The following is a 23,068-nucleotide window of genomic DNA, read 5'->3' as shown; positions in this document are numbered from 1 at the left end:
AGTCATAAATTTTTTTCAGAAATCAGAGAGAGTTCTGATACAATAATAAGGATAACTAAAAAGAAATTTTAGCTGGAGAGGTAGAGGGACATGGATGTAGCGTTGAAATGGTTTGAGTCCATTGATTGGACGAATATAGGTGTGAAATCACTAAAAATAATCGTTATTTTAATACTTGGTGCAATCGTTGTACGAGTTGCGAGGGCAATTGTACGAAATGCGTTTCGTATGGGAAGCCGTTCGCCGATTCAAATTTCAGAACGTCGTACAGTTACGGTAGCGAAGTTGCTTGAAAATATTGTGGCATACGTTGTTATGTTCATTATGTTAATTGCAATTTTAGGTGTGTTTGATATTAATGCGTCAGGTCTATTAGCCGGTGCTGGGGTAATTGGTTTAGCAGTCGGTTTTGGTGCACAAAGTTTAGTTAAAGATGTTATTACAGGATTATTTATTTTGTTAGAGGATCAATTTTCAGTAGGTGATTATGTAAGAATAGGTCAATTTGAAGGAACTGTTTTGGAAATTGGACTACGTACAACGAAGATGAAAAGCTGGACAGGTGAAATTCATATAATACCAAATGGTAGTATTGTACAAGTAACGAACTTTTCCGTTAGCAATAGTGTAGCATTTGTTGATGTATCTATTTCTTATGAAAGTGATATAGTACGAGCGGAGCAAGTTATTGAAGATTTATTAGTGGAATTACCAGAAAAATATGAGAAAATGGTAACAACACCTCAATTGCTAGGTGTTCAAACACTGGCAGCGTCTGAAGTTGTATTACGTGTTATTGCTGAAGTTGAGCCGATGCAGCATGCAGTTATTGCGAGGGCTCTTCGCAAAGAGATTAAAAATCGTCTTGATTTACATGGGATTGAAATTCCATACCCACGTATGGTTCTATATAGTCGCGAAGAATTAGTTAGTGAAAAAGCAATTTAATAGTGGGAGGGATTTAGAGAATGGAGCAAAAGCAATATAACTTGTACGATGTTGTGGAAATGAAGAAAGCCCATCCATGTGGTGAAAATCGCTGGAAGATTATTCGTATGGGAATGGATATCCGCGTTAAGTGCGAGGGATGTGACCATTCGGTAATGATTCCTCGAAGAGAGTTTGATCGTAAGGTAAAAAAAATACTTGTGAAGCATGAAGAATAGTGAAAAAGCAACAGCTGCAGTAGACAGCCGTTGCTTTTTTTCATTTGGTGGAAACTTGTCATTTTTTTCGTTACTATCTATAATGATGAAAGATTGAGACATAGGAGTGAAAAATATGGGATTAACGGCTGGGATTGTTGGATTACCTAACGTAGGGAAGTCCACTTTATTTAATGCAATTACACAAGCAGGAGCAGAATCTGCGAACTATCCATTCTGTACAATCGATCCAAACGTAGGGATTGTAGAAGTACCAGATGAGCGTTTAAATAAATTAACGGAATTAGTAGAACCGAAAAAAACTGTTCCAACTGTATTTGAATTTACTGATATCGCAGGTATCGTAAAAGGTGCGAGTAAAGGTGAAGGGTTAGGAAATAAATTCTTATCTCACATTCGTCAAGTAGATGCAATTTGCCAAGTTGTTCGTTGTTTTGAAGATGAAAATATTACGCATGTTTCAGGAAAAGTAGATCCAATTGATGACATTGAAACAATCAACTTAGAGCTAATCTTAGCGGATTTGGAATCTGTTGATAAACGTATCGAACGAGTTGCGAAGTTAGCAAGACAAAAAGATAAAGAAGCTGTATATGAGCATGAAATTTTAGTTCGTTTAAAAGAAGCTTTTGAAGAGGGAAAACCAGCTCGTACTGTTGAATTTACAGAAGAGCAAATGAAGATTGTTAAAGGCCTTCATTTACTTACAACGAAAGAAATGCTGTACGTAGCAAACGTAAGTGAAGATGATATTATGGATCCTTCTGACAATAAATATGTACAAATGGTAAAAGAATTTGCAACAAATGAAAATTCACAAGTAATTGTTGTATGTGCAAAAATTGAATCAGAAATTGCTGAGTTAGATGAGGAAGAGAAGAAAGTATTTCTTGAAGAACTAGGTATTGAAGAATCTGGTTTAGATCAATTAATTCGTGCTGCATATGACTTATTAGGACTTGCTACTTACTTCACAGCTGGTGTGCAAGAAGTACGTGCATGGACGTTTAAACAAGGTATGAAAGCACCACAATGTGCTGGTGTTATTCATACGGACTTTGAACGTGGATTTATTCGTGCGGAAACAGTTTCTTATACTGATTTAATGACAAATGGCTCTATGACAGCTGCAAAAGAAGCTGGTAAAGTACGTTTAGAAGGAAAAGAGTATATCGTAAAAGACGGAGATGTTATGCACTTCCGCTTTAACGTTTAATTTAATATTTCCTAGGAAAAATAAAGATATAGACTTGGCAAATATATTATATGTTTGCCAAGTTTTTTACGTATTGGTGAGTTGATTCATATAACTTACTATGATATAATCTAAACTCGTGAGTAATTACTATAAATTAATTGCTCCTTGCCCATTATGGGCCGTTTAGACCAAAAGGAGGTGAAAGTGTAATGAGAAAGTACGAAATTATGTACATCATTCGTCCTGGCGTTGAAGAAGAAGCTCAAAAAGCTTTAGTTGAACGTTTCGCAGGTGTTTTAACAAACAATGGTGCAGAAATCATTAACACAAAAGAGTGGGGTAAGCGTCGTTTAGCTTACGAAATCAACGACTTACGTGAAGGTTTCTACATGATCTTAAAGGTGAACTCTAATTCAGAAGCGATTAATGAATTCGACCGTTTAGCTAAGATCAACGAAGATATCCTTCGTCATATCGTTGTTAAAGAAGAAGAAAAATAATTAAGATATATAGGGAGAGTGGTTCGATTGATGAATCGTGTTATCCTCGTTGGTCGTTTAACTAAGGACCCTGACTTACGTTACACGCCCAATGGTGTTGCAGTAGCTACTTTTACGTTAGCTGTGAATCGCGCATTTGCGAATCAACAAGGTGAGCGTGAAGCTGACTTTATTAATTGTGTAATATGGCGTAAACAAGCAGAAAACGTGGCAAATTATTTGAAAAAAGGTAGCTTAGCAGGCGTAGACGGACGTCTTCAAACTCGTACTTACGATGGACAAGATGGTAAACGTGTATATGTAACAGAAGTTCTTGCGGAGAGCGTACAATTTTTAGAGCCGCGTAATGGCGGTGGGGAGCAACGTGGTTCATTCAATCAGCAACCATCAGGAGCTGGTTTCGGTAACCAAAGCTCTAACCCATTTGGTCAATCTAGTAATCCGGGTAACTCAGGTAACTCAGGTAACACTGGATTTACGAAGAATGACGATCCATTTTCGAATGTTGGTCAACCGATTGACATTTCGGACGACGATTTACCATTTTAATGGTATGAATCGGATATTTTTAACAAAGAATGGAGGGAATAGACATGGCAGGACGCAAAGGTGGACGTGCGAAACGTCGTAAGGTGTGTTTCTTCACATCTAACGGCATCACTCGCATTGACTATAAAGATGTTGATTTATTAAAACGTTTCGTTTCTGAGCGTGGTAAAATTTTACCTCGTCGTGTAACAGGAACAAGCGCGAAATACCAACGCAAACTTACAGTTGCAATTAAACGTGCTCGTCAAATGGCACTTTTACCATATGTTGGTGAATAATAGCGTATGAAATGCACAGTAGAGTCGGACTCTACTGTGCATTTTGCTATGCTTTTCTTTTTTGAGAGAGAGGTTGAATGATGAAAAATACGAGATTTATTACTGAGGGTGCAGCGTTATTGGCTATATATGCAATTTTGTTGCTTATATCTATGTATGTTCCGATTTTAGGTACAATGGTAACGTTTGTGTTGCCGTTACCATTTATATTATTAACAGTAAGACATAAACTATCTAATATACTCGTTATTTTTGTAGCAGCACTTTTTATTACAGTTATTGTGAGTCAGCCGATTAGTCTCATAAAGACAGTGATGTTTGGATTAATAGGTGTTGTATTAGGGTATATGTATAAAAAAGGGAAAAAACCAGTGGAGATATTGATAGCTGGAACGCTTGCATATTTAATTGGTATGATGCTCATTTATGTTGGAAGTATAAAATTTTTTAACATAGATTTAATGAAGCAAATGCAAAATATATTTAGTGAAAGTATGGCGCAAAGTGAAAAGATAGCAACTGCTGCTGGTATGCCAGTTAGTAAGGAACAAAAAGAGTTATTTGCACAAATGAATGATATATTACAGACGTTATTTCCAAGTATACTTGTACTAGTTTCTGTATGTTTTTCTTGGATCACAGTGCTAATATCAGGTAGTGTTTTGAGAAAGTTAAAGCACGACGTTACACCTTGGCCTAAATTTAAAGATATACAATTGCCAAAGAGTATTGTCTGGTATTACGTCATATTTATTTTGTTAGCAACTTTTATAAAAGTAGAACCAACATCATATTTACATATGGTATTTTCTAACCTATATGTAATCTTTGCTTTGCTGCTCGTATTGCAAGGATTAACGTTTATCACCTTTTTAGCACACAGAAAAGGTTTTACGAGGGGTATTCCTATTATTAGTTTTATTGTATGTATGTTTATTCCAATGCTGTTTCCTCTTGTGACAATCTTAGGTATAATTGATTTAGGGATTTCATTGCGTTCTAAAATAGGGGAATAAAATAATATTCCTTACACTATTTTAATTTGTTTAACTAACTGGAAGGTGAGTTAGTTTTACTTTATAGGAGTTGTATACATGCCTGAATTTTATAAGAAACAGTGGTTTTTATATCCTGTTTACGTATTGGCATTTTTTGTGTTGGTGCTAATCTCGATTCTCTGTTATTTCCACTTAATTATGGGGATATCTTCCTTTTTGGTTTTTAGCATAGTTTTCTTTTTAGTTATACGATTTGAACTTACCTTTCAAAGGAACTTTGAAAAGTATACGACAGATATGATTACTAGGGTAAAAAAAGTGAGTAACGAAGCATTCAACCAGATGCCAATCGGTATATTGTTATACAATAAGGAGTATGGGATTGATTGGGCAAATCCTTACTTGTCTTCATGTTTGGGGCAACACGCATTAGCTGGGTGGCATCTGTACGATGTATCAGAAACATTACTCCTTTTTATTAAAGGAGAGACTTCTGATGATATAGTATCTTTAAATAGTCGGAAGTTCCGTGTGTTTGTAAGGAAAGAAGAAAAACTAATTTATTTTTTTGATGTAACTGAGCAAACAGAGATTGAAAAAATGTATGAGGATCAGCGCACTGTTTTGGCTGTTATTTATTTAGATAATTACGATGAAGTTACACAAGGGTTAGATGATCAATTACGTACAAATATAACAAGTCTTGTGACGTCACGTCTAAATGAATGGGCCGTTAAGTATGGTGCATATTTGAAACGTGCATCTTCAGAAAGATTCTTCGTTGTACTAAATGAAAGTATTTTAGCGCAAATGGAGAAAGGGAAATTTAGTATTTTGGATCAAGTGCGTGAAGAAACATCAAAAAGGAATATACCACTTACATTAAGTGTTGGTGTTGGCTCAGGTGATTTACCTTTATCGGAGCTTGGAGCGATGGCTCAATCTGGTTTAGACCTTGCATTAGGACGAGGAGGAGACCAAGTAGCTATTAAACAAGCAACGGGTAAAGTTAAGTTTTACGGTGGCAAGACGAATCCGGTCGAAAAGCGTACTCGTGTACGTGCTAGAGTTATTTCGCATGCATTAAAGGATTTAGTATTAGAAAGCAGTAATGTCATTATAATGGGGCATAGAGCCCCTGATATGGATGCGATTGGTGCGGCGATTGGTATTTTAAAGGTAGCTCAATTAAATGAGCGCAAAGGATATATTGTATTAGATGAAAATGATTCTGATAAAGGAATCAAGCGTTTGATGGATAAAGTGAAACAAAATGAAGAGTTATGGTCACACTTTATTACACCAGGGCAAGCGATGGAATTTGCAAATGATGATTCATTACTTGTTGTTGTTGACACGCATAAACCTTCAATGGTGATGGAGGAAAAACTGTTACATAAGATTGAAAATGTAGTGGTTATTGACCATCATCGCCGTGGAGAAGATTTTATTGAAGATCCATTACTTGTTTATATGGAACCGTACGCTTCTTCAACGGCAGAGCTTGTTACAGAGTTACTTGAGTATCAACCGAAAAATTTAAAGATGACAATGTTAGAAGCAACGGCATTGTTAGCTGGTATTATTGTTGATACGAAAAGTTTTACATTCCGTACAGGTGCTCGTACCTTTGATGCCGCTTCTTATTTACGCTCGCATGGCGCAGACACTGTAGTTGTACAAGAACTTTTAAAAGAAGATATGGGTCAGTATTTACGAGTTGCAAAAGCCATTAAAAATGCGTACATTTATAAAAATGGAATTGCGATTGCTAAAGTTGATGGTGATGAATATTATGACCAAGTACTTATTGCACAATCAGCAGACACATTATTGACAATGACAGGTATCATTGCATCGTTTGTTATTGCAAAACGTGGAGAAAATTTCATTGGAATTAGTGGTAGATCTTTAGGTGAATTGAATGTACAGCTAATTATGGAGAATTTAGGAGGTGGCGGGCACTTAACAAATGCAGCCACACAAATGAAAAATGTTACAGTAGATGAAGCGGAGGAGAAGCTTCAATTTGTTATTGATGACTATTTACAGGGAGGCACACAATCATGAAAGTAATTTTTCTAAAAGACGTAAAAGGTAAAGGTAAAAAAGGAGAAATAAAAAACGTACCAGATGGTTATGCAAATAATTTCTTACTAAAACAGGGGTTAGCTGCCGAAGCGACAAACAGCAGTATGAAAACTTTAGATGCTCAAAAGCGCAAAGAGGAAAAAGATGCAGCAGCAGAGCTTGAAAGTGCAAAACAATTAAAAGAAACATTAGAGAAATTAACTGTAGAATTAAAGGCGAAATCTGGAGAAGGTGGCCGTTTATTTGGTTCTATTACAAGCAAACAAATTGTAGATGCAATGCAAAAATCACACAAGATTAAACTTGATAAACGTAAATTTGAAATGGACGATGCAATCCGTGCATTAGGTTATACAAAAGTCACTGTAAAATTGCATCCGCAAGTAACAGCGGCAGTAAAAGTTCATGTTAGTGAACAATAAAAATAAATTAAGCAAGGAGGATTGCGCATGAGTGATGTACTGGCTGATCGTACCCCTCCGCATAATATAGAAGCAGAGCAGGCGGTTTTAGGGGCTATATTGATTGATCAAGATGCATTAACGTCAGCATCAGAGCTGTTGCTACCTGACTCGTTCTATCGAACGAAACATCAAAAGATTTTTGAAGTCATGCTTGGGTTGTCTGATAAGGGAGAACCAATCGACTTAGTAATAATGACATCAGCGATGGCTGATCAAGGGTTACTAGAAGAAGTTGGTGGGGTTTCTTATCTAGCAGAATTAGCAGAAGTTGTTCCAACAGCTGCTAACGTAGAATATTATGCACGCATCATCGCTGAAAAGGCACTTTTACGTCGTTTAATTCGAACGGCAACTCATATTGTATCGGATGGATACGAGCGAGAAGATGATGTGGATGGCCTTTTAAATGAGGCTGAGAAAAAAATATTAGAAGTATCACATCAAACAAATGCAAAAGCATTCCAAAACATTAAAGATGTTCTTGTAGATGCTTATGATAAAATTGAACTTTTGCATAATCAAAAAGGTGAAGTTACTGGGATACCAACTGGATTTACTGAATTAGATAAGATGACCGCGGGTTTTCAGCGAAATGATTTAATCATCGTAGCAGCGCGTCCGTCGGTGGGGAAAACTGCATTTTCATTAAATATCGCACAAAACGTAGCGACGAAAACTGATGAAAATGTAGCGATTTTTAGTTTGGAGATGGGCTCTGATCAGCTTGTTATGCGTATGCTTTGTGCAGAAGGAAATATTGATGCGCAAAGACTTCGTACCGGTTCATTAACTTCTGATGATTGGGCGAAATTAACAATGGCGATGGGTAGCCTTTCTAATGCTGGTATATATATTGATGATACACCAGGGATTAAAGTAAATGAGATTCGAGCAAAATGTCGTAGATTAAAGCAAGAACAAGGTCTTGGGATGGTTTTGATTGACTATTTACAGCTTATTCAAGGAAGTGGGAAATCAGGAGAAAACCGTCAGCAGGAAGTATCTGAGATTTCTCGTACATTAAAAGGGATTGCACGTGAATTGCAAGTACCTGTTATCGCCTTGTCGCAGTTATCTCGTGGTGTAGAATCTCGTCAAGATAAACGTCCGATGATGTCTGACATTCGTGAATCAGGAAGTATCGAGCAGGATGCTGACATTGTGGCCTTCCTATATCGTGAAGATTACTATGATCGTGAAACAGAAAATAAAAATACAATTGAAATTATCATTGCAAAACAACGTAATGGTCCAGTAGGTTCAGTAGAGCTTGCGTTTGTTAAGGAATTTAATAAATTCGTCAACTTAGAACGCCGCTTTGAGGATGGACATGCACCGCACGCATAAAGGCAGTATAAAAAAGAAACACATTTCTTATAATAAGATGTGTTTCTTTTTTTTTATATGAAAGATAGGGCTTTCATAAGGTGAATATGTAATTCTTACGAACGAAAACGTTTTTCGATAAAAAAATGTTCGCTTTTTGGTTGACTTCTTTTTCTGTTTTGGTACAATTATATTGTTTGAATAGATCGTTTGAAAATTGCGGAGGTGCTTTAATAATGTCTTCAGTAGTAGTTGTAGGAACACAATGGGGCGACGAAGGAAAAGGTAAAATCACTGATTTTCTTTCTGAGCATGCGGAAGTAGTTGCAAGATATCAAGGTGGAAATAACGCGGGACATACAATTGTTTTCGGCGGAGTTAAATATAAATTACACTTAATTCCATCTGGTATTTTCTATAAAGAGAAAATTTGTGTAATCGGAAATGGCTTAGTAGTAGATCCGAAAGCATTACTTGAAGAGTTAAAATACTTACACGATCGTGGTGTAAGTACTGATAATTTACGTGTAAGTAACCGTGCGCACGTTATTTTACCTTATCACTTAAAACAAGATGAGTTAGAAGAAGCGAGTAAAGGTGATAACAAGATCGGTACAACGAAAAAAGGTATCGGTCCTGCATATATGGATAAAGCTGCTCGTATTGGTATCCGTATGGCTGATCTTTTAGACCGTGAAGCATTTAAAGAGAAGCTTGAGCGCAATTTAGTGGAAAAAAATCGTTTGTTTGAAAAAATGTACGATACAGAAGGTTTCAGCGTAGAAGAAATCTTTGAAGAGTACTTCGAATACGGACAACAAATCGCACAGTATGTATGCGATACATCTGTCGTATTAAATGATGCACTAGATAACAATCATCGTGTATTATTTGAAGGTGCACAAGGTGTTATGCTTGATATTGACCACGGTACGTATCCATTCGTTACATCTTCTAACCCAATTGCTGGTGGTGTAACAGTTGGAACTGGAGTTGGTCCTGCGAAAGTTACTCGCGTTGTAGGTGTATGTAAAGCATATACAAGCCGTGTAGGTGATGGTCCATTCCCTACGGAACTTAATGATGAAATCGGTCATCAAATTCGTGAAGTTGGTCGTGAATACGGAACAACAACTGGTCGCCCGCGCCGCGTAGGTTGGTTCGATAGCGTTGTTGTAAGACATGCACGTCGTGTTAGTGGTTTAACAGACTTATCATTAAACTCTATCGATGTATTAACAGGTATCCCAACTCTTAAAATTTGTGTTGCTTACAAATACAATGGCGAAGTTATCGATGAAGTTCCAGCAAACTTAAACATTTTAGCGAAATGTGAGCCTGTATATGAAGAGCTTCCAGGTTGGACAGAAGATGTTACTGCTATGAAATCATTAGATGAACTTCCTGAAAATGCAAGAAAATACGTAGAGCGTGTTTCTGAATTAACAGGAATCCAATTATCTATGTTCTCAGTTGGACCAGATCGTAATCAAACAAATATCGTTCGTAATGTATACGAAGCTTAATTGATATAAAAAATTGATTCTTTTAAGAAAAAACTCATGTTCTCATGAGTTTTTTCTTATCTTTTATAAAAAAATAAAAAAAGGTATTGCAAAAACAAAAGATAACATGTTATGATATGTCTTGTCGTCACGAAAATATGACGTTGGTGAGTATGAGCCATTAGCTCAGTTGGTAGAGCATCTGACTTTTAATCAGAGGGTCGAAGGTTCGAATCCTTCATGGCTCACCATTTTATTTTTCGTGGCCCGTTGGTCAAGTGGTTAAGACACCGCCCTTTCACGGCGGTAACACGGGTTCGAATCCCGTACGGGTCATGTTTTTTTATGTTCATTTTTGGTCCCGTGGTGTAGTGGTTAACATGCCTGCCTGTCACGCAGGAGATCGCCGGTTCGACCCCGGTCGGGACCGCCACTTTTGTTTATACCACCATTAGTGGTTTTATATATAGTTTTGGCTCGGTAGCTCAGTCGGTAGAGCAGAGGACTGAAAATCCTCGTGTCGGCGGTTCGATTCCGTCCCGAGCCACTCTCAGGATATTAAGTGGGCCCACTTAATATCCTTTTTATTTTGTCCAGTTTTACAAAAGTGGGTAGTTATTTTACAATAGAATGAGGAGCCTCTAGCAGTTGAAGCTAGAGGTTTTTCTATAGATCGTATAGGATTCCGTGTAAAAGTGGATGATACATGAGTCTATGAGAATAGAGGAGAAATACTTAGGCTAAGATTGTTGTCATATAGGAACATACTATAGAAACACCAATATGTTTGAGGATTATTGATCATATTTTTATAAGGAGGAAATAGACGATGATGGGAAAGAAAATTTTAGTAGTTGATGATGAAAAGCCGATTGCGGATATTTTAAAGTTCAACCTAGAAAAAGAAGGTTTTGAAATTGTAATGGCGCATGATGGTGATGAGGCGATTGAAAAAGCAAATGAAGAACAGCCAGATATGGTTTTATTAGATATTATGTTACCAGGAAAAGACGGTTTAGAGGTATGTCGTGAAATACGTAAAAGCTCAGAAATGCCAATTATTATGCTTACAGCAAAAGACTCTGAAATTGATAAAGTATTAGGGCTTGAGCTTGGGGCAGATGATTATGTAACGAAGCCATTTAGTACGAGGGAGTTACTTGCTCGTGTGAAAGCAAATTTACGTCGCCATCAGCAGGGTGGTGCTGCAGAGAAAGAAGAAAATACCGAAATGGTTATTGGACCAATCGTTATCAATTCGAACGCTTATAGTGTAACGAAGCGTGAAGAAAGCATTGAGCTTACACATCGTGAATTTGAATTACTACATTATTTAGCGAAGCATTTAGGTCAAGTTATGACTCGTGAACATTTATTACAAACAGTTTGGGGTTATGATTATTTTGGAGATGTACGTACAGTAGACGTAACAGTACGTCGTTTACGCGAAAAAGTTGAAGATAATCCAAGTCATCCTACTTTAATTGTAACTAGACGTGGGGTAGGGTATTACTTGCGTGACCCAGAACAGGAATAGTATATGAAGAAAGTTGGTTTTTTTCAATCTATTCATTTAAAATTTGTGCTCATATATATGCTGTTAATATTAATAGCAATGCAAGTAATTGGTGTATATTTCGTCAGGGAATTAGAAAAAAGCCTTGTAAAAGGCTTTCAAGATTCCTTAACGCAGCAAACAAACTTACTTTCTTATAACCTGAAGCAAGAGTTTGTAAAAGAACGTCCTAAAACAGAATCAGTAGATAAAGCTATTAATGATTCGATTCAAAAATTCGCATCAGATCGTAAGAGAGATATTCAAGAAGTAAGTGTAATTGATTCTACTAAAAAATTAATGGCAATTTCAGATGGGTCTAAGCAAAATAAGGTAGGACGAACGTCAGCAGATACAGCTGTACAACGGGTAATGGTACAAAAGAAACCAGAGTCAAAGATTGAGAAAGATGGACATACAGGTCATCGGGTTCAAGTTATGATTACCCCTATTCTAAAAGAGCCGGGCGGAGATGTACTTGGCGTCATTCATATTGTTGCATCTATGGAAGATGTGTATAAACAAATGAAGGACATCAACCAAATTTTCGCAACGGGGACAGTAATTGCTTTATTAGTAACAGCTGTACTTGGAATTTTATTGGCTCAAACAATTACGAGACCAATTTCAGATATGCGAAGACAAGCAATTGAAATGGCGAAAGGAAATTATTCGCGAAAAGTAAAGGTGCATAGTCACGATGAGATTGGACAATTAGCATTATCTTTTAACAATTTATCTAAAAAATTACAACAAGCTCGTTCCTCCACAGAAAGTGAAAGACGAAAATTATCATCCGTTTTATCACATATGACAGATGGAGTAATTGCTACTGATCGAAAAGGGGATATCATTTTATTAAATGATCCTGCGGAAAAGATGTTAAATGTTTCGCGTGAAACGGCGCTAGATCAATCAGTGTTAGAAGTGTTAGGAATACAAGAAGAATTTACACTTGATCATTTATATGAAGAACCTGATTCAGTTTTATTAGATTTTAGTACGAGAAATGAACCATATATTTTACGTGCTAGTTTCTCTGTTATTCAAAAAGAAACTGGGAAGGCAAATGGTTTAATTGCTGTATTATATGATGTAACAGAGCAGGAGCGGATAGAACAAGAGCGCCGTGAGTTTGTTGCGAACGTATCTCATGAGTTAAGAACGCCGTTAACAACGATGCGCAGTTACTTAGAAGCACTTACTGATGGAGCATGGCAAGATCCAAATATTGCACCGCAATTTTTAACGGTTACACAAGAGGAAACGGAAAGAATGATCAGGCTTGTAAATGCATTGTTACAACTATCTAAACTAGATAGTACAGAACATCGCTTAATGAAGGAATGGGTCGACTTTACTGACTTCTTTAATAACGTTATCGATCGCTTTGAAATGTCTAAAGAGCAAAATGTAAGCTTCAAACGATCTTTCTCTAAAAAATCTCGATTTATTGATATGGATACAGACAAAATCACACAAGTTTTATATAACATTATTTCCAATGCACTAAAATATTCGCCAGAAGGTGGTACAGTAACATATCGCCTACGTGACCGCGGGGAGTTATTAGAGATTAGTGTGAGTGATCAAGGAATGGGAATTCCGAAAGAAAATGTAGATAAAATATTTGAACGTTTTTATCGTGTAGATAAAGCGCGTTCGAGACAAATGGGTGGTACAGGTCTTGGGTTAGCTATTGCGAAAGAAATGATTGAGGCACATGGCGGCTCGATTTGGGCGAAAAGTGAGGAAGGAAAAGGGACAACTATTTATTTCACATTGCCAATGGCGACAGATGAAGAGGACGATTGGGAATGAGTATGGAAAACTTTAAAACGATAGTTCTAATTAATTTGGTTGTCATTAGTCTATTTCTTACTTTTAACTTATGGACATATGTTCCTGATTCCACTTCTATGCAAAATACAAAGTTCGTTCAAGGTAACGAAGAGATAAATCAGGTAAAGATTTCGGAGGTTGTTCGCCCATCCTCTGTCGTTATTCATAAAGAGAAAAATCATTATGTAAGTGAAAAGAAGGAAAATGTGGATTCAATCTATAAAATTCTTGAAAACGGAGAATTACATGATTTTAGGGAAATAACGGGGACAGTCCCTAAAGGTGATTTTCTGTCTTATGTACACGGAGAAGAAAAAATTGAATTTGTTTTCCCTACAAATATCCCGTTAGATACGATTAAAGATATGTTTAATATTAAAGATAAAAACATAGAAAGTAACAGAAGTTTTAATCGTATTATAATTGATCCTTCTAGAAGTACGGACCAAGAAATTAAAGTTAGCTTTGTTTCCTATGATACTCCTCATAAAATATATCAAGCAAAATTGAGCGGTGCTTATATAAAGGATATTATAAATGCTCAAAATCAACTTATAACAGTAGCAAGACCATATTTTGAATATCAAATAAATGATACAAAAAAACTTTTTTTACCAGATGGGATTACGGAATTAAGTAAGGCAGAGTATATTACAGCTAAACTAGAGGTGGATCCATTCAAAAATGCTTTATTTAGTGATCCACGTTATTTAAGTCCTATTTCTGAGAAAGAAAAGGAAACATTTACGGATGGCATCCGTTCTATGGAAATTGATAAGTTGGATGCAATGTTGAAATATAAAAATTCCGCTGTACATGGTGATAAACCTACGGATAATGCGGTGATTTTACAAAAAAGTTTTGACTTTGTAAGTGGGCATAGTGGATCCTTTAAGTCCTATCGTTTTGATTATATTAATGGGAGGAAAACTTCATTCCGTTTATATGAGGATGGTTTGCCTGTATTTAATGCCAATGGAATAGCGGAATTAAAACAAGTATGGGGTTCAGGTGAAATTATGCAGTATGAAAGACCCTTTTTTGAGTTCAGTATTACTTTGCCTAGTAAACAACAAACAACTTCTCTTGCATCAGGTCATACAGTGATGACATCACTAGAGAATAACCCGGAAATTGATAAAAAATCAATTCAGGATGTTGGTATTGGTTATAAAATGTCATTGGAACCTTCCATCAGTGATGGGAGTGGGAGAATCGCTGTCTTACAGCCGATATGGTATGTAAAATGTGAAGAAGATGGTAAGCAACAAATATATGAGTGGAGTGAGGGGGGACTAAATGGATTGGGATCGAATTAAAACCATATTTATTGTGACCTTTTTTGTTTTAGACCTCTTTCTTATCTTTCAATTCATTCAAAAGCAAGATAGTAATCAATTAGAAATTGTGACGGAAACGAAAATCGATCAACAATTAAAAGCTGAAAAAATTACTATGGGGAATTTTCCTAAAGAACCGAAAAAAGAGTCATTTATAATGGCAAAAAATAAGGGTTTCAAAGAAGAAGATGTGCAATCTTTAAAAAATCAGACGGCGCATGTGCAAGAAGAATATCAAATAGAGAGTAAATTAAAAGAGCCTTTTTTAAATACAAAATCATTGTCAAAAGATAAGTATAATGAGTTTTTGAAAAATTATGTGCTGGATGGACAAAAATATGAGTTTGGGGCAATAAAGGACTCAAAAATTTACTTCTTTCAAAAGTATAAAGATAAACCAATCTTCTACAATAATCGTGCGATGATTGTTGTAGATTTAAATGAAAAAAATGAGCTTATTTCGTATAAACAAACAATGTTAACGGATTTGAAGGAAATGGGCGAAAGCGAAAAGACGAAAGAACAAGAAATTATTACTGCGCAAACAGCTTTAGAAAATATATATTTGAAAAATAAAATTGCAGAAAATACGCACGTGAAAGAGGCGCAGATTGGATATGCGACTCTTGCGGAGTCTTCTTCTAATATACAAGTGCTTGCTCCAACATGGAACTTAAAGACAGAACAGAAAAAGGATTTTTTTGTGAATGCAATTGAAGGACAAGTTATGGAATTAGGGGAAACTCAAGTGCCGGAAGAACATAATGGAGTGAGAAAGAATGAGTATGCATTTTAGTGTACTTGCAAGTGGAAGTACAGGGAATATGTTATATGTAGGAACAGATGAAAAAAAGCTGCTCGTCGATGCAGGTTTAAGTGGTAAAGCGACAGAGGCTTTATTTAAACAAGCTGAACTGAATATAAATGACATATCAGGTATTCTTGTAACACATGAGCATAGTGACCATATTAAAGGATTAGGTGTATTGGCGCGTAAATATGATTTACCTGTTTATGCGAACGAGAAAACATGGAATGCAATGGAACATTTAATAGGTAATATCCCAACTGATCAAAAATTCATTTTCTCAGTAGGAGACGTGAAAACATTTGGAGATATTGAAGTTGAATCATTTGGTGTTTCTCATGATGCGGCGGAACCGATGTTTTATGCTTTTCATAACAATAATAGAAAGTTAGCTCTTATTACAGATACAGGCTACGTAAGTGACCGTATGAAAGGTGTTATTAAGGGAGCGAACGCTTTCGTATTTGAAAGTAATCATGATGTCGAAATGCTTCGTATGGGGCGCTATCCATGGAGCATTAAGCGACGTATTTTAAGCGACGTTGGCCACGTTTGTAATGAGGACGCTGCATTAGCGATGGCTGATGTTATTACAGACGAGACAAAACACATTTATTTAGCGCATTTAAGCTTAGATAATAACATGAAAGAATTAGCGCGTATGTCTGTATCACAAGTATTAGAAGAAAAAGGTTTTGGGGTTGGAGAATCCTTTGAAATACATGATACGGATCAAAAAATGCCTACGAAAATTCAATACGTATAATTCTTCATTTTAGTAAACAATAAAGGTGAATATAGTTGTTTTCAGGAAGATAGGTGAACAAATATGTCCTTTATTGATGAAGAAAAGTATCGTATTAAACGTGCAGGGAAAAAGAAACATAAAGGTATTGTCATTTCTAGCATAGCGGGGACAATTGTAGGGGCTTCATTATTTGCATTTGGAGCTCCTTTATTTTCAAATGATGCAGGTAAGCTTCCGCAAGCTGAAGCAAGTGAAAAAAATATGGCTGAAGCTCAAAGTGGAAATGTTCCTGTTAAACAGAGTAGCTTTGTAGACGCTGTTGATCGTGCTTCAGAGGCTGTTGTTGGTGTTATTAACATTCAACGAGACGATTTTTCAGAGGCTGATTCGGAAGCTGGTACAGGCTCTGGTGTGATTTATAAGAAAACAGATGGACATGCGTATATTGTAACGAATAACCACGTTGTTGCTGGGGCGAATCGTATTGAAGTGAGCTTAAGTGACGGTAAGAAAATTCCAGGTAAAGTATTAGGAACCGATGTAGTCACAGACTTAGCGGTACTAGAAATAGATGCGAAGCATGTGAAGAAAGTGATTGAAATTGGCGACTCTAATACCGTTCGTAGAGGAGAACCAGTTATTGCGATTGGAAATCCACTTGGGTTACAATTTTCCGGAACTGTCACACAAGGTATTATTTCGGCTAATGAGCGTATTGTTCCTGTAGATTTAGATCAAGATGGACATTACGATTGGCAAGTAGAAGTATTGCAAACAGATGCGGCAATTAATCCAGGTAATAGTGGTGGAGCGCTTGTAAATGTAGCGGGACAATTAATAGGTATTAACTCAATGAAAATTGCAGCAAAAGAAGTAGAAGGAATTGGATTAGCTATTCCAGTTACGAGAGCTGTTCCTATTATGAATGAGTTAGAAAAGTACGGTAAAGTAAGAAGACCTTATGTTGGGATTGAACTAAGATCATTAAATGAGATTCCGAGTTACTATTGGTCAAAAACGTTACAATTACCAGGTAACGTAACAGAAGGAGTCTGCATTTTAGATGTGAAAAGTCCTTCGCCAGGTACGGATGCGGGTCTTAGAGAACATGATGTTATTGTGGCGGTAGATGGAAAAGCGGTGCACGATATTATTGGGTTCCGCACGGCCTTATATAATAAAAAAATTAATGATAAAATGACTCTTACGTTTTATCGTGGTACAAAACGAGCGACAACAACGGTGAAATTAGGCATTCAAAAGTATTAAAAACAGGAGGGCCTACCTCCTGTTTTCTATTGTAGAAAAGTGAGGTGAAGAATATGAATTTACCTTGTTGTTTAGAACATGTTGAATTAGCATTAGATATCATTGTGGATGAGTGTGAAGTTGCACCGGTTATTAACAATGTGGATAACTCTAAAGAAGAGAAAAAAACATGTGAATTTTGTCAAAATGAGGCGACATATGTTGTATCGAACACAGATTCTCACACAATATGTGGGTAACATTTGTGGATATGTGGATAAGTCCTGTGGATAACGTGTTTGTAAGGTGGGGAATAGATGTGAATATCTCGATTATTTCAATCGGAAAATTAAAAGAAAAATACTTAAAACAAGGTATAGCAGAATACTTAAAACGATTATCTTCTTACGCAAAAGTAGAAGTAATTGAGTTGCCAGATGAAAAGGCACCAGAAAATTTAAGTGCAGCAGAAATGTTAATTGTAAAAGAAAAAGAAGGCATACGTATACTGGATAAAATTTCTGATGATACGCACGTTATTGCGTTAGCAATAGAAGGAAAACAAAAATCATCAGAAGAATTTGCAGTAAGCTTAGATCGCCTTGCTACATATGGAAAGAGCAAAATCACATTTGTAATTGGTGGATCACTGGGGCTTAGTTCTGAAGTAATGAAGCGCTCAAACGAATCTCTTTCTTTCTCAAAGATGACATTACCACATCAATTAATGCGATTAGTATTGCTTGAGCAAGTGTATAGAGCGTTTCGGATTAATCGCGGGGAACCGTATCATAAGTAAGTGTAGTGTTTACTTTTTAAAGAAGCAGTTTGACTAATGTATTTAGTCGAATTGTTTCTTTATTTATGAGAAAAGAATTCATTAAAATATATAGCTAAACAATGGATAGTATAGTATTTTTGTTATTATATTGCATAAATTTATTTTAGGAGGTTTGAAATTGCAACAGATTAAAGAGTACTTGTATAGTCGTCCCGGAATTGGAGATATGGAAAAGTATATAATGGAAACGCAATCAATTGCAGGATGGGTAGTTTTAATGATTATTTCATTTCTTTTCGTGAATACTCTTTTGAAAAAACACTTAGATATGAACTTATTTATTTCTATATTATCCTATTTTAAAAAAGATAGTCGAGAATACCGCAAGGAGAAAAAGAGAAACGATTTTTACAAAAAATCAACTGAGAAAAACTTTGTTAAATGGCAAGATGCGTTATTAAAAAAAATTTATGATGATTTGCCCCTTGTGGAAGTATTTAATAAAAAGCATCTAGCTGTAGTACATAAGGCTACTAAAGAAATATATTATCCTTTTGATGATACATTAAAGAAATTTGGTGAGTTAAAGAATCTAGAGGTACCAGATCTGGTGTTAGATAGGGAACAAAGGCAGTACTATAAGCTTGTAAAAGGAACAATTAGACGGCCTAGTTTAATTGGATTTGAACTAGATGAATATACCTTAAATAAACAGAATGAAATTACTGGTTTTAGCGCAAATGTATGTCAATATAAACATACGGTTGTAACCAGCCATATTTTAGAATATGAATTATTTAGATCATATAAAAAATACGGTGGTAATTTGCAGAATATTCCTACAAAAAATATTCTAAAAAAACTAAAGTACAGGAATAAAATTCATAACAACCAGTCTAATTTTGAGATAATGATTAAAGGTAAAAATCGTCATTCTTTACTTAGTGTACAAATGATCATAATAGCATACTCAAAAAAATCAGATAAATACTGTACTTTGATTTTTAAAAGGTCTGAAAAAGTGGCTATTAAACCAAATTATTATCACATTATACCTGCTGGAGGATATGAAATTTTTGAAAAAGAAGAAACAACGAATAAATATATTATTAAACAGAATTTTAATATTGAGTTAGCCCTATTTAGAGAGTTAATTGAAGAAATTTTTAATGGAAAAGACTATGAAGAAAATGAGCAAGGGGAAGCGAAAGAAATTGTACATAAGCACCCAGATATTGTAGATTTAGAGAAAATGCTTGAGAATGGTGAGGCCCATTTGCAATTTTTAGGGAATGTAACAGAACTAATGTCTTTAAGACCAGAGTTATCTTTTATGCTTTTAGTAGATAGTCCAGATTTTTTACAAAAAAACTTTAAAATAAACTTTGAGGGAACAGATTTACAAGTAGTTCCATTGGAAGGCCTTCAAGAATTTTTAGAAGATGAATTATTATATCCTAGTAGTGCAGGATTGTTAAACCTAGCCAAACAATCTACTTTATTAAAAGAAAGAAATTTGGATCATTATTTTGACTAAATTAAAATATATAATTGAATGATTTAACAATGAAATCTATAGATAATCTGTTTATACATATTATGGTGAGCAGCATTAAAACAATGAGAATATATAGTTAGAATAACAAGACGGAATATGCAATAAGAAGATAAAGCAAAAGAAATCTTTGAGATCGGTATTCAAGAGATTAAAGATAGAAAACATGATAGTTATATGCAGCTACCAGAAATCAAAAAGAGGTTGAAGAAGTATTTTATGCAGTAACCCTTATTTCCTAAAATAAGTATGTTTCTATTTCTAAAAAAATATGCTGTAATATGAAGAGGAAAAAGTATAAGTAGTCAGAGAAGTGAGGAATTAAAGGTGAAGAAGTTTAAGAAGTTTTACTTGGAGATTACAAGTGTATGTAATCTTGCGTGCAGCTTTTGTCCGCCGACGGAAAGGCAGAAGCAATTCATTTCTGTGGAGGATTTTGCTAAAAGATTAGACCAAATTAAACCTCACACAGACTACATTTATTTGCACGTGAAGGGTGAGCCGCTGCTCCATCCGAAAATAGATCAACTGTTAGATTTAAGCCATGAAAAAGGGTTTAAAGTTAATATTACAACGAACGGAACGTTAATTAATAAGAGAAGGCATAGACTGTTAAATAAACCTGCGTTAAGACAAATGAATTTTTCACTACACAGTTTTGATGGACATCCAGGTTCGCAAGATAAAGAGGGCTATGTAAGAAGTATACTTTCTTTCATTAGAGAAGCAACGAGTCAATCAGATTTAATTGTTTCACTAAGATTATGGAATTTAACTCAGGATAATAAAACAAATGCTGAAATCCAGAAAAATAGGGATTTATTATCCATAATTGAAAATGAATTTGATCTATCCTATCAAATTGAAGAGAAGCTTACACCGGGAAAAGGTATAAAAATTGCGGAACGTGTCTTTATTAATCAAGACTATGAATTCCAGTGGCCGGCATTACATGAAGAAGAGGATGATGGAAAAGGATTCTGTCATGGTCTTCGAAATCAGGCAGGTATTCTAGCGAACGGAACGGTTATTCCTTGTTGTCTAGATGGTGAGGGAATTATTAATCTCGGAAATATTAATAATGATTCATTCTCTAATATTATTGAAGGCGAAAGAGCGAACAATATTGTAGATGGATTTTCAAAAAGGGTTGCAGTAGAAGAACTATGTAGAAAGTGTGGATACCGCAAAAGATTTGGAAAGTAAATATAGAATAAGCCCTCATAAAACGAGGGCTTATTTTTATTCTTGATAAGAACGTTCTAATTCATCAATTAAGGAACCGACGTAAGAAACAGCTTTACGGATTGCATCTGGTTTTGACATATCTACCCCGGCATGTTTCATTAATTCAAGTGGTTTCATCGTACCGCCTGCACGGAGTACATCAAGCCAGCGATCAACAGCAGGTTGTCCCTCTTCTTTAATCATTTGAGCTACAGCGGTAGAAGCCGTTAGTCCCGCAGAATATGTGTAAGAATATAAGCCCATATAATAGTGAGGTTGACGCATCCATGTTAAACCGGCGCCTTCATCAATTTCTACGGAATCTCCCCAGAATGTCGAAAGGACCTTCGTTTTTATTTCAGTTAAAGTTGTAGCTGTGAGTGCTTGTCCTTCCTCTGCTATAGCATATACTCTTCTTTGATATTCTCCTTCAAGTAGATGGGTAACGAAGTTATGGTAGTACGTGCCGAGTAGTTGCAGAATAACCCATCTGCGCATTCTCTTGTCTTCCGTTGTCGCAAGTAAATGCTGAGCTAATAGTAATTCATTCATCGTTGATGGAGCTTCAACAAAGTACATAGAAGGACGTACATTCATAATGCGCTGATTTTTATTTGCTAAATAAAAATGACCAGCATGTCCAAATTCATGAGCTAATGTGAAACATCCGCGCATCGTACCCTGCCATGTAATTAAAATATATGGGTGAGAACCGTATGGACTAGAGCAGAAGGCACCTGTTGATTTTCCTACGTTATCTGCAAGGTCTACCCATCTCCCTTTAAATCCTTTTTCGATAATCGTATTATATTCAGGCCCTAATACTTTTAAAGATTCTTTAATTAATTTACCAGCTTCTTCGTATGTGATGGATGGATTAAATTCAGGATCTAACGGTGCATGTAAGTCACAGAAAAGCATTTGATCAAGCCCTAATATATTCTTTTTTAAATCTGCAAAACGGCGCATATGAGGCGCTAATTCGTTATAAATAATATCTAGTTGGTTGTTATACATTTCAAGTGGAACTTTTTGAGGTTCTAAAAGCATATGGATAACGGACTCGTACTTGCGTAAACGAGAAAGTGTCACTTGTTTTTTTACTTCAGTAGCATATGTTGTTGCAACTGTATTTTTATATCGTTTCAATGTGGAAACAAATGACGAATATGCTTTTCTACGTATATATGCGCTTGGAGAAAATTCATATTTACTTTCAAATAATGCAAATGATACAGGCAAATCATTTCCCTGTTCATCTTGTATAGGAGGGAAATCCATATCGGCTAATTTAGTCATGCCGTAAATTTTGTAGGGGGAACTATGAACTTCGCCGAGTGCAGCAAGAGTTTCTTCTGTTTCAGGTGAGAGAGTGTGCTGCCTCTTTTTAATTATTTCGAGTAACGATTTACGGAAAGGTTCGAGTTTTGTTTCCGCAGTTAAATATTTTTCAATTGTTCCTTCTTCAAATGAGAGGATTTCGTTATAAATAAAGGATAGTGCAGTATGTACTTTCGTCCCTAAAGCGGAAATTTTGGAAGAGTTCGCTTGAATAACTGGATCTGTACGATCGGCGGATTCTTTTAAATATGGATATGTGCTGAGTTTTGTTAACTTCATTAAAAGCTCTTCTTCTAAAAGTAGGCAATTTAATAAGGTAGCGGGGCCAGTGTGTAATTGTCCTTTAAATGCATCAAGTTTTTTTATATCGTCTGTTAATACACGTAATGCAGTTCCCCACTCTTTATCAGATTCGTATAAATCAGAAAGATCCCATGTTAACTCAGTAGGGACTTCCGCGCGAATAAGGCGTTTCTCAATTACATTTTTCATTTGTTATATCCCCCTTATTATAAGTATCTAAAAATATGATACTAGAAAATTCAGTA

At 35.7% G+C, this 23,068-nt stretch carries 22 protein-coding genes and 4 tRNA genes; 25 read left to right on the top strand and 1 reads right to left on the bottom strand.

Translation table 11 applies throughout. From position 1 onward, the window contains the following. The first annotated feature begins 90 nt into the window (after positions 1-90). The 25 genes from JTF23_RS22040 to JTF23_RS21920 all read left to right on the top strand — a co-directional run bounded on the left by JTF23_RS22040 (position 91) and on the right by JTF23_RS21920 (position 21,158). Entirely contained in the window at positions 91-948 is an 858-nt protein-coding gene (locus JTF23_RS22040; protein WP_016106799.1) for a mechanosensitive ion channel family protein, read from the top strand. Between the two features lie 20 nt (positions 949-968). Continuing rightward, complete coding sequence (locus tag JTF23_RS22035) at positions 969-1,166, top strand: DUF951 domain-containing protein (protein ID WP_000436054.1); 198 nt, start codon at positions 969-971, stop codon at positions 1,164-1,166. Between the two features lie 115 nt (positions 1,167-1,281). Next, positions 1,282-2,382, top strand: a complete 1,101-nt coding sequence (gene ychF, locus JTF23_RS22030) for a redox-regulated ATPase YchF (RefSeq protein ID WP_002159666.1) — start codon at positions 1,282-1,284, stop codon at positions 2,380-2,382. A 191-nt stretch (positions 2,383-2,573) separates the two neighbouring features. Next, positions 2,574-2,864 carry a 30S ribosomal protein S6 gene (gene rpsF, locus JTF23_RS22025; RefSeq protein WP_002144565.1) on the top strand — a complete coding sequence of 97 codons (291 nt, stop codon included), beginning with the start codon at positions 2,574-2,576 and terminating at the stop codon, positions 2,862-2,864. Between the two features lie 27 nt (positions 2,865-2,891). Continuing rightward, positions 2,892-3,413, top strand: coding sequence for a single-stranded DNA-binding protein (ssb, locus tag JTF23_RS22020; protein ID WP_002144566.1), 522 nt, complete (start codon positions 2,892-2,894; stop codon positions 3,411-3,413). Positions 3,414-3,457: 44 nt separating this feature from the next. Beyond that, complete coding sequence (gene rpsR, locus JTF23_RS22015) at positions 3,458-3,691, top strand: 30S ribosomal protein S18 (RefSeq protein ID WP_000918874.1); 234 nt, start codon at positions 3,458-3,460, stop codon at positions 3,689-3,691. Positions 3,692-3,771: 80 nt separating this feature from the next. Continuing rightward, positions 3,772-4,707, top strand: coding sequence for a YybS family protein (locus JTF23_RS22010; protein ID WP_078175133.1), 936 nt, complete (start codon positions 3,772-3,774; stop codon positions 4,705-4,707). 78 nt (positions 4,708-4,785) lie between these two features. Then, positions 4,786-6,759: a DHH family phosphoesterase gene (locus JTF23_RS22005; protein ID WP_002159669.1), complete on the top strand. Its 1,974-nt coding sequence runs from the start codon at positions 4,786-4,788 to the stop codon at positions 6,757-6,759. Continuing rightward, on the top strand, positions 6,756-7,202 hold the full coding sequence (rplI, locus tag JTF23_RS22000) for a 50S ribosomal protein L9 (RefSeq protein ID WP_002144568.1): 447 nt from the start codon (positions 6,756-6,758) through the stop codon (positions 7,200-7,202). Before JTF23_RS22005 ends, rplI begins: the two co-directional genes overlap by 4 nt. Before the next feature lie 27 nt (positions 7,203-7,229). After that, positions 7,230-8,591, top strand: coding sequence for a replicative DNA helicase (dnaB, locus tag JTF23_RS21995; RefSeq protein ID WP_002113222.1), 1,362 nt, complete (start codon positions 7,230-7,232; stop codon positions 8,589-8,591). Positions 8,592-8,806: 215 nt separating this feature from the next. Next, positions 8,807-10,096: an adenylosuccinate synthase gene (locus tag JTF23_RS21990; protein WP_002138921.1), complete on the top strand. Its 1,290-nt coding sequence runs from the start codon at positions 8,807-8,809 to the stop codon at positions 10,094-10,096. A gap of 154 nt (positions 10,097-10,250) precedes the next feature. Then, positions 10,251-10,326: transfer RNA gene (locus tag JTF23_RS21985), tRNA-Lys, on the top strand. Positions 10,327-10,339: 13 nt separating this feature from the next. Then, a tRNA-Glu gene (locus JTF23_RS21980) sits at positions 10,340-10,411 on the top strand. Positions 10,412-10,432: 21 nt separating this feature from the next. Next, a tRNA-Asp gene (locus JTF23_RS21975) sits at positions 10,433-10,508 on the top strand. Between the two features lie 41 nt (positions 10,509-10,549). Continuing rightward, positions 10,550-10,622, top strand: a tRNA-Phe gene (locus JTF23_RS21970). A 282-nt stretch (positions 10,623-10,904) separates the two neighbouring features. After that, the gene (walR, locus tag JTF23_RS21965) at positions 10,905-11,612 is read left to right on the top strand and encodes a cell wall metabolism DNA-binding response regulator WalR (protein WP_002089942.1); all 708 of its coding nucleotides are present in this window, start codon (positions 10,905-10,907) and stop codon (positions 11,610-11,612) included. Between the two features lie 3 nt (positions 11,613-11,615). Next, positions 11,616-13,451, top strand: coding sequence for a cell wall metabolism sensor histidine kinase WalK (gene walK, locus JTF23_RS21960; RefSeq protein WP_002144571.1), 1,836 nt, complete (start codon positions 11,616-11,618; stop codon positions 13,449-13,451). After that, a complete protein-coding gene (locus JTF23_RS21955; protein WP_016106795.1) occupies positions 13,448-14,791 on the top strand; it encodes a YycH family regulatory protein in 1,344 nt (447 codons plus the stop codon). Before walK ends, JTF23_RS21955 begins: the two co-directional genes overlap by 4 nt. Further along, positions 14,772-15,608 carry a two-component system regulatory protein YycI gene (locus JTF23_RS21950; RefSeq protein ID WP_204209714.1) on the top strand — a complete coding sequence of 279 codons (837 nt, stop codon included), beginning with the start codon at positions 14,772-14,774 and terminating at the stop codon, positions 15,606-15,608. Before JTF23_RS21955 ends, JTF23_RS21950 begins: the two co-directional genes overlap by 20 nt. Continuing rightward, positions 15,592-16,386, top strand: coding sequence for an MBL fold metallo-hydrolase (locus tag JTF23_RS21945; protein WP_002138925.1), 795 nt, complete (start codon positions 15,592-15,594; stop codon positions 16,384-16,386). Before JTF23_RS21950 ends, JTF23_RS21945 begins: the two co-directional genes overlap by 17 nt. Before the next feature lie 63 nt (positions 16,387-16,449). Then, a complete protein-coding gene (locus JTF23_RS21940; protein WP_204209712.1) occupies positions 16,450-17,637 on the top strand; it encodes a S1C family serine protease in 1,188 nt (395 codons plus the stop codon). Positions 17,638-17,690: 53 nt separating this feature from the next. Then, complete coding sequence (locus JTF23_RS21935; protein ID WP_002035001.1) at positions 17,691-17,876, top strand: CxxH/CxxC protein; 186 nt, start codon at positions 17,691-17,693, stop codon at positions 17,874-17,876. A 59-nt stretch (positions 17,877-17,935) separates the two neighbouring features. Then, positions 17,936-18,415, top strand: coding sequence for a 23S rRNA (pseudouridine(1915)-N(3))-methyltransferase RlmH (gene rlmH, locus JTF23_RS21930; protein ID WP_002113213.1), 480 nt, complete (start codon positions 17,936-17,938; stop codon positions 18,413-18,415). A gap of 160 nt (positions 18,416-18,575) precedes the next feature. Continuing rightward, positions 18,576-19,934, top strand: coding sequence for a hypothetical protein (locus tag JTF23_RS21925; protein WP_204209710.1), 1,359 nt, complete (start codon positions 18,576-18,578; stop codon positions 19,932-19,934). 345 nt (positions 19,935-20,279) lie between these two features. Continuing rightward, positions 20,280-21,158 (top strand): radical SAM/SPASM domain-containing protein, encoded by an 879-nt coding sequence (locus tag JTF23_RS21920; protein ID WP_002016446.1) that lies wholly within the window; start codon positions 20,280-20,282, stop codon positions 21,156-21,158. Between the two features lie 36 nt (positions 21,159-21,194). Here JTF23_RS21920 and pepF read toward each other — a convergent pair whose 3' ends face one another. Beyond that, complete coding sequence (gene pepF / locus JTF23_RS21915) at positions 21,195-23,012, bottom strand: oligoendopeptidase F (RefSeq protein ID WP_204209708.1); 1,818 nt, start codon at positions 23,010-23,012, stop codon at positions 21,195-21,197. Between the last annotated feature and the right edge of the window lie 56 nt (positions 23,013-23,068).

It is taken from the genome of Bacillus sp. RIT 809, from assembly GCF_016892495.1.
Taxonomy (GTDB): domain Bacteria; phylum Bacillota; class Bacilli; order Bacillales; family Bacillaceae_G; genus Bacillus_A; species Bacillus_A cereus_U.
The sequence above is the reverse complement of the archived record's forward strand: the minus strand, read 5'-3'. Positions and strand labels throughout refer to the sequence as shown.

Coding starts and splice junctions, on each gene's coding strand:
- JTF23_RS22040 (WP_016106799.1), top strand. CDS start 91: ATGGATGTAGCGTTGAAATGGTTTGAGTCCATTGATTGGACGAATATA.
- JTF23_RS22035 (WP_000436054.1), top strand. CDS start 969: ATGGAGCAAAAGCAATATAACTTGTACGATGTTGTGGAAATGAAGAAA.
- ychF (WP_002159666.1), top strand. CDS start 1,282: ATGGGATTAACGGCTGGGATTGTTGGATTACCTAACGTAGGGAAGTCC.
- rpsF (WP_002144565.1), top strand. CDS start 2,574: ATGAGAAAGTACGAAATTATGTACATCATTCGTCCTGGCGTTGAAGAA.
- rpsR (WP_000918874.1), top strand. CDS start 3,458: ATGGCAGGACGCAAAGGTGGACGTGCGAAACGTCGTAAGGTGTGTTTC.
- JTF23_RS22010 (WP_078175133.1), top strand. CDS start 3,772: ATGAAAAATACGAGATTTATTACTGAGGGTGCAGCGTTATTGGCTATA.
- JTF23_RS22005 (WP_002159669.1), top strand. CDS start 4,786: ATGCCTGAATTTTATAAGAAACAGTGGTTTTTATATCCTGTTTACGTA.
- rplI (WP_002144568.1), top strand. CDS start 6,756: ATGAAAGTAATTTTTCTAAAAGACGTAAAAGGTAAAGGTAAAAAAGGA.
- dnaB (WP_002113222.1), top strand. CDS start 7,230: ATGAGTGATGTACTGGCTGATCGTACCCCTCCGCATAATATAGAAGCA.
- JTF23_RS21990 (WP_002138921.1), top strand. CDS start 8,807: ATGTCTTCAGTAGTAGTTGTAGGAACACAATGGGGCGACGAAGGAAAA.
- walR (WP_002089942.1), top strand. CDS start 10,905: ATGATGGGAAAGAAAATTTTAGTAGTTGATGATGAAAAGCCGATTGCG.
- walK (WP_002144571.1), top strand. CDS start 11,616: ATGAAGAAAGTTGGTTTTTTTCAATCTATTCATTTAAAATTTGTGCTC.
- JTF23_RS21955 (WP_016106795.1), top strand. CDS start 13,448: ATGAGTATGGAAAACTTTAAAACGATAGTTCTAATTAATTTGGTTGTC.
- JTF23_RS21950 (WP_204209714.1), top strand. CDS start 14,772: ATGGATTGGGATCGAATTAAAACCATATTTATTGTGACCTTTTTTGTT.
- JTF23_RS21945 (WP_002138925.1), top strand. CDS start 15,592: ATGAGTATGCATTTTAGTGTACTTGCAAGTGGAAGTACAGGGAATATG.
- JTF23_RS21940 (WP_204209712.1), top strand. CDS start 16,450: ATGTCCTTTATTGATGAAGAAAAGTATCGTATTAAACGTGCAGGGAAA.
- JTF23_RS21935 (WP_002035001.1), top strand. CDS start 17,691: ATGAATTTACCTTGTTGTTTAGAACATGTTGAATTAGCATTAGATATC.
- pepF (WP_204209708.1), bottom strand. CDS start 23,012: ATGAAAAATGTAATTGAGAAACGCCTTATTCGCGCGGAAGTCCCTACT.